Source organism: Ornithinibacillus liuyingii (assembly GCF_055550225.1).
Genome location: NZ_JBPWOS010000006.1, coordinates 124210 through 136483, shown reverse-complemented (window position 1 = coordinate 136483; position 12274 = coordinate 124210). Strand labels below are relative to the sequence as shown.

General features: G+C 39.4%; 10 protein-coding genes. 1 reads left to right on the top strand and 9 read right to left on the bottom strand.

Annotation, left to right across the window (positions count from 1 at the left end):
- Positions 1 to 78: 78 nt before the first annotated feature.
- Positions 79 to 1260 carry a S1C family serine protease gene (locus ACSKT4_RS09775; protein ID WP_465823270.1) on the bottom strand — a complete coding sequence of 394 codons (1182 nt, stop codon included), beginning with the start codon at positions 1258 to 1260 and terminating at the stop codon, positions 79 to 81.
- A gap of 118 nt (positions 1261 to 1378) precedes the next feature.
- Here ACSKT4_RS09775 and ACSKT4_RS09770 point away from each other — a divergent pair, with 118 nt between their 5' ends.
- Complete coding sequence (locus ACSKT4_RS09770) at positions 1379 to 2278, top strand: nuclease-related domain-containing protein (RefSeq protein WP_186871193.1); 900 nt, start codon at positions 1379 to 1381, stop codon at positions 2276 to 2278.
- A 525-nt stretch (positions 2279 to 2803) separates the two neighbouring features.
- On the opposite strand, the gene ACSKT4_RS09765 is transcribed toward ACSKT4_RS09770, so the two are convergent.
- From ACSKT4_RS09765 to ACSKT4_RS09730, 8 genes are all read right to left on the bottom strand, one after another.
- Positions 2804 to 2971, bottom strand: a complete 168-nt coding sequence (locus tag ACSKT4_RS09765; protein ID WP_465823269.1) for a hypothetical protein — start codon at positions 2969 to 2971, stop codon at positions 2804 to 2806.
- Between the two features lie 209 nt (positions 2972 to 3180).
- Complete coding sequence (locus ACSKT4_RS09760) at positions 3181 to 3966, bottom strand: MBL fold metallo-hydrolase (protein WP_465823267.1); 786 nt, start codon at positions 3964 to 3966, stop codon at positions 3181 to 3183.
- Positions 3967 to 3972: 6 nt separating this feature from the next.
- Positions 3973 to 4878, bottom strand: coding sequence for a two-component system regulatory protein YycI (locus tag ACSKT4_RS09755; protein ID WP_465823266.1), 906 nt, complete (start codon positions 4876 to 4878; stop codon positions 3973 to 3975).
- Positions 4879 to 4885: 7 nt separating this feature from the next.
- Entirely contained in the window at positions 4886 to 6205 is a 1320-nt protein-coding gene (locus tag ACSKT4_RS09750; RefSeq protein ID WP_211740817.1) for a YycH family regulatory protein, read from the bottom strand.
- Positions 6202 to 8031 (bottom strand): cell wall metabolism sensor histidine kinase WalK, encoded by a 1830-nt coding sequence (gene walK / locus ACSKT4_RS09745; protein ID WP_186871197.1) that lies wholly within the window; start codon positions 8029 to 8031, stop codon positions 6202 to 6204. Before walK ends, ACSKT4_RS09750 begins: the two co-directional genes overlap by 4 nt.
- A 5-nt stretch (positions 8032 to 8036) precedes the next feature.
- The gene (yycF, locus tag ACSKT4_RS09740) at positions 8037 to 8741 is read right to left on the bottom strand and encodes a response regulator YycF (protein ID WP_186871198.1); all 705 of its coding nucleotides are present in this window, start codon (positions 8739 to 8741) and stop codon (positions 8037 to 8039) included.
- Between the two features lie 250 nt (positions 8742 to 8991).
- A complete protein-coding gene (locus ACSKT4_RS09735; protein WP_465823264.1) occupies positions 8992 to 10443 on the bottom strand; it encodes a peptidoglycan DD-metalloendopeptidase family protein in 1452 nt (483 codons plus the stop codon).
- Between the two features lie 350 nt (positions 10444 to 10793).
- Positions 10794 to 12083 carry an adenylosuccinate synthase gene (locus ACSKT4_RS09730; protein ID WP_186871200.1) on the bottom strand — a complete coding sequence of 430 codons (1290 nt, stop codon included), beginning with the start codon at positions 12081 to 12083 and terminating at the stop codon, positions 10794 to 10796.
- Positions 12084 to 12274 lie beyond the last annotated feature (191 nt).

Sequence of the window (12274 nt, the reverse complement as noted above, 5' to 3'; positions counted from 1 at the left end):
AGAAAACATGAAACTTAGCTGTGAATAAAACAGCATCCTGACTCCTTCACTCGGAATCAAGATGCCCTTTTCCTGTCCTTATCGCTGTACATCTAATGTTAACGTTGTTTCGATTTTCTTACCTTCTCGGTAATACGTCACCTGAATTTCATCCCCGACTTCTTTTTCCTGGTACAGGATTTTTCGTAAATCAATCATATTCATGATTTGTCTTCCATCTAGATGGGTGATAACATCCAGTCGGTCTAACCCTGCTTGATCTGCAGGTGAGCGCGGCTCCACACTCCACACATACACGCCACCTTCCACTTTACTTGGAAGATTTAGCGTCTCAGACCATTCCATTCTAGGGATCTCTTCAAGCGAATAAATTTCTACTCCTAAGTATGGTCGTTTTACTTGCCCGGTTTTTTCTAACTCATCCATAATGGGCCTTGCCGTATCAATTGGGATGGAAAAGCCTATTCCTTCAACCGCTTCCTGGTTAATTTTCATCGAGTTAATACCAATGAGCTTGGCATCCATATTAATTAAGGCACCACCACTGTTCCCAGGATTAATCGCTGCATCCGTCTGAATAACCTCGGCTTGCCAATCTGCTCGACCATCTAAATTAAAATCCTGTGGTATCGTCCGCTGTGTCCCGCTCACAATCCCTTGCGTCACAGACCCAGAAAACATATGCCCTAACGGATTGCCAATCGCAATAACAGGCTCTCCAACCTTTAAATGCTCCGTTGATCCAAGCTCGATCGTCCGGTCTACATTAGTCCCATCTATCCGTAATACCGCCAAATCAGAGAACAAATCCGCTCCCAAAAGCTCGGCCTGTAATACCGTGTCATCATTGAGCATCACCTCAATGTCATCCGCCCCCTCAATGACATGATGGTTGGTGACGACATACGCATAGCGGGAATCTTTTTTATAAATTACCCCAGATCCCGTTCCCGCTTCACTCTCCTGCTGTTGCTCCCAAAAATCGGCCTTATGCTGTAGATTCGTAATCCCAACCACAGTAGGCGACACAACCTCCACCACCTCCGTGATGCGCGTGGAAATATCTAAGGAAACGAGCTGTTCCTCCGTGTTGTTTACCATATTCGTATGATTATTATCCTCTTGCCCCATCTCTTGGATTCTCGGAACCGCTATCGCCATCACTAGCACCCCAATAGCAGCACCGAGCAAAATAGGAAGCCAATTATTTTTTCTCCTTCGATGGGGATTCGGTGGATAATGTTGATCGTAGTAACCCATATAATAGCTCCTTTATATCGAATTCCAGTTTTTATTATGTTCTGTTTTGATTGGAATAAACATGAGGTTGCATTTAGCAAGGAAATATAATAGATTTTTAGTAGAAAGGATGTGGCATATGGAATATAAAAAACGAACCAAACCAGTGGAACTAGCAGTCCTGGAAATCTTGCAGAACAGAATAGAGTTATCAGAGAAGGACAAACAGTATTTACTCCATTTGAAAAAAGGCTATGAAGGAGAGGTAATGTTTGATGCCGTGACGCGAGAGCTGAATCTAGATTGTTATGTATTGAATGATTTACTACTCCAGGTCAACCATACAACATTTCAAATTGATACCCTGATTATTGCCGACAGAATTTACTTGTATGAAGTCAAAAATTACGATGGGGATTTTTACTACGATAGAGACCGCATTTACCGAAATAAACTCGAAATCGCAAATCCACTTACCCAACTCAACAGAACCGAAACCCTCCTTAGACAATTACTCCAGACCCTCGGAATGAACTTCACTCTCCATGCTTCCGTTGTTTTTATAAACCCCGAGTTCACCATGTATCACGCACCATCTGATAAACCTATCATTTTTCCTACACAACTAAAGCGTCATGTAAAACAACTTAATACCATCTCATCCCGGCTAACCAAGAAGCATCTTGCACTGGCCAAAAAGTTAGCTTCCCTTCATTTGAAGGAATCTCCATATTCCAAGTTGCCCAAGTATAAATATGAGGAGCTGAGAAAGGGTGCTAGCTGTAAAGTCTGTGGGAGGATCAAACTGGTAGTTGAAGGTAAACATTGTATTTGTTCCAATTGTAATCACAAGGAGTTCATTGACGATGCCGTTTTACGAAGTATAGAAGAGTTAAGATTGCTATTCCCAAATAAAAAAATCACCATTCCCCTTATCTACGATTGGTGCAGAATCACCACCTCTAAGAAAAAACTCAGAAGAATATTAACAAAAAAATATACATTAATAAACGTCAACCGATGGTCTTACTATCAGTAACTTGGTTCAAAAGGGACTAACTACTCCCTTTTGAACTTTTTTCTTTAGGGTGGATTACCTTTTGGAATATGCTTATCAGATGGAGAACGAACTCAGACTGCCCGTATCTATTACCTTCTTGTGTTTGTTAGCAAGAAAAAGGGCATGAATAACGCTTATTTTGACGATACTTATCCAGAAAAAGGTACTAATACTCTTCCTCTGTTACCTTTTTCTCCTCGCTCAATCGAAAATGGGCACTGACTGCTCCTCTCTGTTACCTTTTCCGCCTCGCTCAATCGAAAATGGGCACTGATACTATCCCTCTGTTACCTTTTTCACCCCGCTCAATCGAAAATGGGCACTGACTGCTCCTCTCTGTTACCTTTTTCGCCTCGCTCAACCGAAAATGGGCACTGATACTATCCCTCTGTTACCTTTTTCACCCCGCTCAATCGAAAATGGGCACTGACTGCTCCTCTCTGTTACCTTTTCCGCCTCGCTCAACCGAAAATGGGCACTGATACTATCCCTCTGTTACCTTTTTCACCCCGCCCAATCGAAAATGGGCACTGACTGCTCCTCTCTGTTACCTTTTTCACCCCGCCCAATCGAAAATGGGCACTGACTGCTCCTCTCTGTTACCTTTTCCCCGCTACCATCCAAAAACAGCCACTGACAGCATCTCTCTATTACCTTTTGACTCTCACTCAACCTAATAAGGGCTTTGACAGCACCTCTCCGTTACCTTTTTCACCCCGCTCAACCGAAAAAGAGCTCTGATACTCTTCCTCTGTTACCTTTATCCCCGCTAGCATCCAAAAAAGGCCATAGACTGCCCCCCTCCATCCCATCCGCACAAAAAAGAGAGCGCCCCGCCCCCGGTCGCTCTCCCAAACCCAAATCAAAATCCTATCCCAATCCTACCCCACTTCAAACATTGGTGTTGGTACGGCTGGGTCGGTATCATGTAAATCTATCTTTATTCCTCGCTCCTCTAAGATGTTTCCTACTGACATGCGGGCGAGGTCTTTCATGTTGTTGTCTTTACTTAAGTGTGCTAGGTAAATCCGCTTTGTATTGTTATCAATAATATCTGTTAAAGCTAGTCCACAGTCTTCGTTGGATACGTGGCCGGAGTCGCCTAGGATACGGCGTTTGACGCTCCATGGGTAACGGCCCATGCGGAGCATACCGACATCGTGATTGGCTTCAAAGATGTAGGCGTCGGCACCTTCAACGGTTTTCTTAATTCGCTCGGACACGTATCCTAAATCGGTAACCAGTGCTACCTTTTTTCCGTTATTGCGGAAGACATAAAACATCGGCTCTGCTGCATCATGAGAAACGCCAAATGATTCCACATCGATGTCACCGAATGTTTTTACTTCTTCTCTATTAAATATAAATTTCTGGTCGAGCGATAGCTTACCGATGGAGCCTTCCATCGCTTTCCAGGTTTTTTCATTTGCATAGATTGGTAGATTATACTTTCTCGCTAGGATCCCTAATCCCTTAATATGATCACTGTGTTCATGTGTGACGAGGATCCCGGATAAGTCTGACGGTGAAACGTGAACATCGCTAAAGAGCTTGTCCATTTGTTTTCCGCTCAGGCCCGCATCCACTAACAGCTTCTCTTTATCTGATTCGATATAAAAAGCATTTCCCGTACTCCCGGATGCTAGGACACTAAAACGTAATGCCATGTTGATTCACTCCGATTGCTCTAATTTGCTAGACAATAGGTCTAGCATTTCCTGTTTAAAATCTTCATTTCCAGCAATTGCTAAAGTATTCTCGATACTTAAGTTTATTACATTTTCGACAAATTCATGGTTAACTGGAATAACTTTTCTCTCAAATGCGTCCACTAAACGACTTCGAGATTCATTGATCGTAAATTTCCATGTTGGAACTAGTACTTGACGTCCACTATCAGAAGGGAAGAATGTATGGTAACCAAGTTCAAAACCTGTCACTTCTTCATTGGAAAATAATGCGTTTTTATTATATAGCTCTCGAATCGCAGATAGAGGTTTTACTACCGACTCTTCCGCATTGATTACTTCCAGTTCTCCCAAATAGGTTTGCATATAGCCAACTATTTCATCGTTATCATTTAAGAAGGCGAGGATCATGCCATTTTGATTATAGTATATGGTGCGAGTATCCTTTTTCTGAAAGAATATCAGCACATTCCGATCACTATCCCAAGAATCAAACGTATACTCATCCCCTAAGTATACCGTACTAGCAAGCAATTGTTCTATTTCTTCTCCTTTAGCATTTTCTGGAACAGCAAAAGGTGTTTTCATTTGGGCAATAATAAATCTATCATTGACAACTACCACATCCTGATCTTCTCTAGCGGTGATTTCTGCTATTTCATCCTCGGTAAATTGTTTTGGCTCTGTAGCCATTAAGGACTCATTCGGTACCGATTCAGGTAAATTTTCTGGAATGGTTATGTTTTCTATTTCCAGAAATGCTTGTTCCTCTGTTGACGTTGATTCCAATAAGCTTACATCATCCTGCTTTTGCACGACTAAAACGATCAAATATATATCAAGAAGTAAGAAGGAAAGGATAAATAATGATTTTATTTGACCCCATTGCATCCTTAACTCACTCCTTTCTAGGTAGGTTATCGTCTAGATTTACTTGCAGCCACCTATCATGAACTTTAATGTACCAAGCAGGTGTTAAACTAATGGCTATATCAGAAAGAGGGTTTAGTCGATACCCAATTTTAATATCTTGGATATCCCCCAATGAATAAAGGGAATCCTCACCCTTCAACCAATTAATTAGCTTTTTACCAGAAGGGATTCTATATTCCTCTCCCTCTACTACATATGAAATCGAAAATAATGGTTGCCTGTGCTCTATTATCTCCGTACTCGTTAACCGTTGTTCAATCATCGTAACGTTATCTGGGTGAAAAACTGGATATCCCTTATAGTACATCAGATACTGAATATCATTGTATAGCGTGTCAATATTCTCTAATTGATAATGATTTGGCCAACCATTAAATCCGTTAATTTCGGAAATACTTTTATCTAATATTTCAAGAACGGTCATCGGACTTCTAGTTGCTTGGGCATAAATGAACTCCATACTACGAATACTACTATCTGCATCAAATACTTGCATCGATCTAGGACCATCCTGATACCAAAGTGTCTGATCTGCTGTAATATTCTCTATTACCGCTGAAGGATCTAAGAATAGAGCATTCTTTAATACAGAATAAGGCAATTTTTTGATCCTTAAATCATATTTCATTAAATTACTAGGTTCTATCGGAACAAAGATCGGGTAGTCCGAAGACTCTAGCATCGTATATTCTTCTAAATCGGTTAAGTTCGAAATGGTACTATATAATAGATCGTATTTTTGTGCATTATTTACATCTGCTCGTAGTTGTGTTTTTCCATCTACAGAAAGAAAGCTAAATGTCATTGATTGCTCGCTTTCATTAAACGTGACATAAACCCGTTCAAAACTCTCATTGTCTGGAACCTGAAATTCATCCTGATTATTTACGGTAAAAAAGTTCGGAATGACATCCATCGGTAACGCTTCTGGGAAAATTAATTCTACTAGATATCCCTGTGTTACATTCGGCCTTCCATTTGCCTCACTAATTCGGAAATTATACAGAACCCACGAGGTCATGTCCTGAAATAATTTCGTACGCTCTTCTGGATTGGAAAAACTAAAGTAATTATTTTCATATTTACTAAAAATCATTTGACTGGGCACCACGAGTGAGTTCCTTAATTCCGTCGTACCACCTAAGTCTAATTCATTAGGATCTAATAACTGTTCTTCCTCTAACGTTTCTTTATCCGGATTATAATTCCAAAGGCTATAGGACAGAATAAGACTAATTCCGACTAGTATAGCTAAAATATAAGTTTTGATCACTTCTAGCTTCATGAATTATTCCTCCGCTTCTTACCCATTAGCGGGAGCGTAAATAATATCGTCGTTCCTTTGCCTTCTTTACTTTTCGCCCAAATTCTGCCATGGTGTGCTTCTACTAATTCCTTCGAGATAGCAAGACCTAATCCGGTACCGCCAAGCTTTCTCGTACGCGCTTTATCCACTCGGTAGAATCGTTCAAAGATTTTCTCCAGCTTATCATAAGCAATTCCCATACCTTCATCCGTAATAGACACTAGGATTTGATGTCTTTGTTTAATTACGCGGCAAGTAACTTTGCCACCCTCAGGGGAATACTTAATAGCATTTGAAATGATATTATCAATAACCTGGATTAACTTATCCTGATCGATCCAGACAAAGAGCTTTTCATTTGGTAATTCCCGAACAATCTCAATATGTTCAGGCGAATTCATTTCAAATCGATCAATAACATGATGGAATAGCTGGATAAACTCGGTTCGTTCTTTTTGCAGCTGATGCTCTTTATTATCCATCTTAGAAAGATGTAATAAATCATTGACCATTCGAATCATGCGTTCTGTTTCGTTTTGTGTCACTTCCAAGAATCTAGGCGCGATGTCTTCATTTTTCCACTCGCCATCTATTAATGCTTCCATATAGCTTTTCATCGTTGTTAATGGTGTTCTTAGCTCATGGGATACATTCGATACAAACTCTCTACGCTCTTGTTCAATCTTTTCCTGTTCGGTAACATCACTAATAACCGTAATAAAGCCCGTAACGTCATCATCCTCATCGGTTACCGTAGAGAAGTTCGCCCGAATGAGGAATATATCATCGTCTTCACTAAAGTCAATAATCATGGAGCCATTTTCCGGTAATTCGGATGGATCTACTACTTTTTCATCTAGTTTTAATACATCCATAATTCGTTGGCCATATATCTCTTCTGGATTCACCCCTAGAAGGATACCTGCTGGCTCGTTCATTAAGGTTACAGCACCCGTCTCATCAGTTGCAATTACCCCGTCAGACATATTTTCAATAACAGAGTTTAATTTCCTCGTTTCTTCTTCTGTCTTAGCATAGGAGTGTTTCAGCTGATCATTTAAATCATTAAACGCGATGGCTAACTGCCCGATTTCATCGGTACCATAAACATTAACCTTTTGCGTAAAATCACCTTTCCCCATAATTTGGGCCTGCCTACGCATTTCCATAACCGGCTTTGTGATGGCTCTAGCCACTAATATTCCAAGTATGGCAGATACTAATATCGCCCATATTGTCCCCTGATAAAAAATTTGGTTGATTTCCGATAACTGATCATAAATGTCTTGTAACGATGCTTCTAAATAAATGACACCGACCATATTCTCTTCGTTATCAAATAAGGGGGTTGCCTGAACGTGTATACGATTCCCATCTGAATCTTTTCTATCCTGAACCTGTTCATCGGAGAAAAGTAATACTTTTTGAATGATGTCTCGCGTATCTTTTTTGCCAATCTTATCCTGCTGACTATAATTGTTTGTAGCCAACACTTTACTTTGATTATTGACAACGATTAGATTTTTCCACGAGCTATCGGTTTCGATATCGCCAATAATCCCCTGGACATCCTCTTGGATAGTTGGCTCTTCTTCATCGGTGCGCTCCTTGTTAAAAGCTTCTTGTAAATAATGGCTTAACACTTCGATTCTGCCATCGATGGAGCTCTTAAAGTTAGACGTTAGCTCTCTTTCCAAGGAAGTAGTAAAATAAGAACCGATAATCTGGATGGCTAATAAGATTAGCAAGATATAAATAAGGATTAATTTTAACTGTATCGAACGGAAAAAGCCGACTTTATGCATAAAACCTACTCCTGATCAGGATTACGTAAATAATATCCAACACCACGTCGTGTCACAATCCACGCTGGGTTACTTGGATTCTCCTCAATTTTTTCTCTTAGTCTTCTTACGGTTACGTCGACCGTACGAACATCACCAAAGTAGTCATAGCCCCATACCGTTTCAAGTAAATGTTCTCGGGTCATAACTTGCCCGATATGGCGAGCTAAATAATGTAATAGTTCAAATTCGCGGTGGGTTAGTTCGATTTCTTTTCCATCACGTGACACCGTATAGGCATCCGGGCGAATCGTAAGGGATCCAATTGTAATGTCTTTATTTTCTCTTGTATCATCTTCAGGTACTTGCTGTTGTCTGCGAAGATTGGCTTTTACCCGGGCAATTAATTCTCGATTACTGAATGGCTTGGTAACATAGTCATCTGCACCTAACTCCAGACCCAATACCTTATCAATTTCAGAATCCTTAGCTGTTAGCATAATAATAGGTGTCGTTTTCGTTTTACGGATTTCACGGCATACCTCATTACCATCTTTATTCGGTAGCATAATATCTAATAAGATTAAATCTGGATTTTCTGCTTCAGCCAATTTAATTGCTTCGTCACCATCATTTGCCACGACTACTTCATAGCCTTCTTTTTCTAAATTGAATTTCAATATATCTGCAATTGGTTGTTCATCATCTACTACTAAAATTTTCTGTGCCATATGAACACATCCTTTTCTTCTTTATTCATTAATATATATTCAAAGTTAGTTGTTTATTAGGTTGGTATTCCTTTATTTTAACGTACTTTAAGTTAAATGTCTTGTTTCTAAAGACCGATGTAGGTTGTAACAGCTTTATGAAAGACGGTAACTTGGTCTAAGCTTTCCCTCATGCAACAAATATATGAAGAAAAAGCTATCACTAAAAACGCTGACTCATTACATCATGATGAGTCAGCGTTTTCTAATGCTATTTCAAATAGTCTACAGGGTTTTCTAATTTGCCATCTTTATACACTTCAAAGTGTAAGTGAACACCGGTTGAATTTCCTGTTGATCCCATGACACCGATTTGTTGGCCTTTTTCAACGGTTTGTCCGACCTCTACATCAATAGATGAAAGATGTGCATAAATTGTTTTCATACCATTATTATGGTTAATTTCAATCTTATTACCAAATCCACCTTGATAGCCGGCAGATACAATTGTTCCATTGTCAGCAGCTAATATAGAACGATTCGATGGCCGTGCAATGTCAATTCCCTTATGGTAAGATCCCCAACGATTTCCCATATGGCTGGAAATGTATCCGCCAACCGTTGGCCAGGATAGGTCGCCGGTCCCTCTGGATGGGATTACTTTAGTTCCTTTGACAATGACTTTATTAACCGGCTCTTTCACCATTTCTTCATCTACTACATCAGTAGATGTTACTTTGCCATTACGAATTTCGATCGCATAATGAACGACTTTCTCACCATCAGAGCCTTCTTGCTGTACTTCTTCTTCGCCTTTATACAACTCGTCCGATTCAACGACTTCGGTTTCAAACGAAACATCTTCCTTTTTCTTCTCTTCCTTTGTCACGATTACATCAACAAAAGGCTTTAACTCTGTTACATGAAGTTCTTGTCCGATTTGAAGAAGCGAATCTTCTTTAAGTGATGGGTTTAACTTTAACAAAGTTTCTATCGTTAAATCGTATTGAGAGGCAATTTCCCCTAGCACTTCTCCTTCTTGAACTGCATGTGTCTCTTCTTTAAGGGTGCCTTTTTCCAGTAACGCCAGACCGTCTGCTACTGTTAAAACCTCTTTTGGATTCACTTTTTTAGTAGAATATGAAACATCTTCCGATAATGTAACGTCTACAATAGTAGATTCACCAACCTCTAGGTCTACTAGTTCTTTTGGTGTATCACTCGACGCTGATTTAGCAGCTTCTAGTAAATCTAATGTATCTTTATCCGTATACTTTAGTTTATAATCTTCTATTACCTTTTGGGCGTCTTGCTCATTTTCAAAATATCCTACTACTTTATCACCAATGGTTAGCTCAACCGCTTGAGCTTGAACAGAAAGATGATTTTCTAGATATTCCTTAATTGAGTCGTTGTTATAGGTCGGATTAAACACTAATTCGGAGACTAATTTAACGTCTTCTCCTATGCTTAGATCAATATCCTGATATTTTTCTTCCTCTACTTGAAGCTTGGCATCGATGACTTGGTTAACAATTTGTTCATCGCTTACCTGGCCGATATATTCGCCATTAATATAAACGTGATGCACCTTGTCTACCGTATCTGTCTCCTCCGCAAAGACGACTCCTGTCGCTAAGACGGTTACCAGCCCCGTACTAATGATGGCTTTCTTAAGCAGACTATTTTTCTGCTTAGCTTGCTTTCTTTTTCTCGAGAACACATGCTTTCCCCCTATTACTATATGTAATATATATATAAATGGTTATTTTTTTATAGATTAAAAGACCTATGTCTACCCTCTACTAATCTACCATAATCCTATAGGGTAAGGAACATCATCCGCCTTTTTGTAAACTAATTGTATAATAAGCAACAAAATTTTCTAAAATCACTGTATTTTTATCCGATTTTTGTTGAAAAATGGGGTATTTCTTCCATTTTTATACATTTTGTTTACATTCGTGTAACACGACTTTTGAGGGAACAATACGATCGTCTGCGGTTCGTCTATTATAGAAAATCGACTATTTACGCCAACAAAAAAAGAGAGCATCTCTGCTCTCCTTCTGCTTAGTTTCCATATACACTGCGAACCAGATTTGTCTGTGTTCTGTCCGGTCCTACTGAAAAGATGGATAATGGGATTTGTGTTAATTGTGATATTCTTTCTAAATAGTGACGTGCATTCGCTGGTAGTTCATGCAGGCTCTTCACATTCGTAATATCCTCTGTCCAACCAGGCATTTCCTCATAAACTGGTTCACATTCTGCTAGTACCTTAAGGCTTGCAGGGAATTCTTCCATGATCTCCCCTTTATATTTATACGCCACGCAAATCTTCAATGTTTCAATTCCAGTTAATACATCGATGGAGTTTAATGATAAATCGGTAATTCCGCTTACTCTTCTTGCATGGCGAACGACGACACTATCAAACCAGCCAACACGGCGTGGTCTTCCTGTTGTCGTACCATATTCGCGACCAACCTCGCGAATTTGATTACCAATTTCATCATGTAGTTCCGTCGGGAATGGTCCATCTCCTACACGCGTTGTATAGGCTTTAGAGACACCAACGACATGCTTAATCTTCGTCGGGCCAACGCCAGAACCAATCGTTACCCCACCAGCAATTGGGTTAGAGGATGTTACAAATGGATAAGTCCCTTGGTCAATATCCAGCATAACCCCTTGTGCACCTTCGAATAGAACGCGACGGCCTTCATCAAGCGCATCATTTAACACAACGGAAGTATCACAAACATACTTCGCCATTTGTTGTCCATATTCATAATACTCTTCTACTATATCTTCCACATTTAATGGCTCTACTTCATATACCTTTTCAAATAAACGATTCTTTTCTTTTAAGTTCTGCTCCAGCTTCTCACGGAACACCTCTTTATCAAGTAAATCCGCAATACGAATTCCTGATCTTGCTGCTTTATCCATATAAGCAGGTCCAATTCCTTTTTTCGTTGTACCAATTTTATGGATACCTTTTTCTTCTTCTTGTAATATATCTAATTTCAAATGATACGGTAAAATAACATGGGCACGATTTGAAATTCGTAAATTATCGGTTGAAACATTTCTCTCATGTAAATAAGCAATTTCTTCAACAAACGCTTTTGGATCGATAACCATACCGTTACCTAATACACATATCTTTTCTTTAAAGAAAATTCCAGACGGTATTAAGTGAAGCTTATAAGTAACTCCATCAAACTTAATAGTATGACCAGCATTATTACCACCCTGATAACGAGCAACCACTTCTGCGTTTTGTGATAAATAATCTGTGATTTTTCCTTTACCTTCGTCACCCCATTGGGTTCCAACAACTACTACTGAGGACATAGCGCACCTCCATAATTTTATACATTATATGTATTTGGTTTAATTCCATTGGTAAGTGTACCAATGTTTCAGCTAATAGTCAATGTAAACACGAATAATAATTTGATTTAATCATATATCGTTCGGCAATTTGTAATAATATTTTCGAGCTTGGTGAAAGACAAGCTATTATCGTTAGTTTAACTCTATCG

Bases quoted from the DNA above. Each gene is read 5' to 3' on its own strand.
- ACSKT4_RS09775 (WP_465823270.1), bottom strand. From the start codon at position 1,260: ATGGGTTACTACGATCAACATTATCCACCGAATCCCCATCGAAGGAGA.
- ACSKT4_RS09750 (WP_211740817.1), bottom strand. From the start codon at position 6,205: ATGAAGCTAGAAGTGATCAAAACTTATATTTTAGCTATACTAGTCGGA.
- yycF (WP_186871198.1), bottom strand. From the start codon at position 8,741: ATGGCACAGAAAATTTTAGTAGTAGATGATGAACAACCAATTGCAGAT.
- ACSKT4_RS09730 (WP_186871200.1), bottom strand. From the start codon at position 12,083: ATGTCCTCAGTAGTAGTTGTTGGAACCCAATGGGGTGACGAAGGTAAA.
- ACSKT4_RS09760 (WP_465823267.1), bottom strand. From the start codon at position 3,966: ATGGCATTACGTTTTAGTGTCCTAGCATCCGGGAGTACGGGAAATGCT.
- ACSKT4_RS09755 (WP_465823266.1), bottom strand. From the start codon at position 4,878: ATGCAATGGGGTCAAATAAAATCATTATTTATCCTTTCCTTCTTACTT.
- ACSKT4_RS09770 (WP_186871193.1), top strand. From the start codon at position 1,379: ATGGAATATAAAAAACGAACCAAACCAGTGGAACTAGCAGTCCTGGAA.
- walK (WP_186871197.1), bottom strand. From the start codon at position 8,031: ATGCATAAAGTCGGCTTTTTCCGTTCGATACAGTTAAAATTAATCCTT.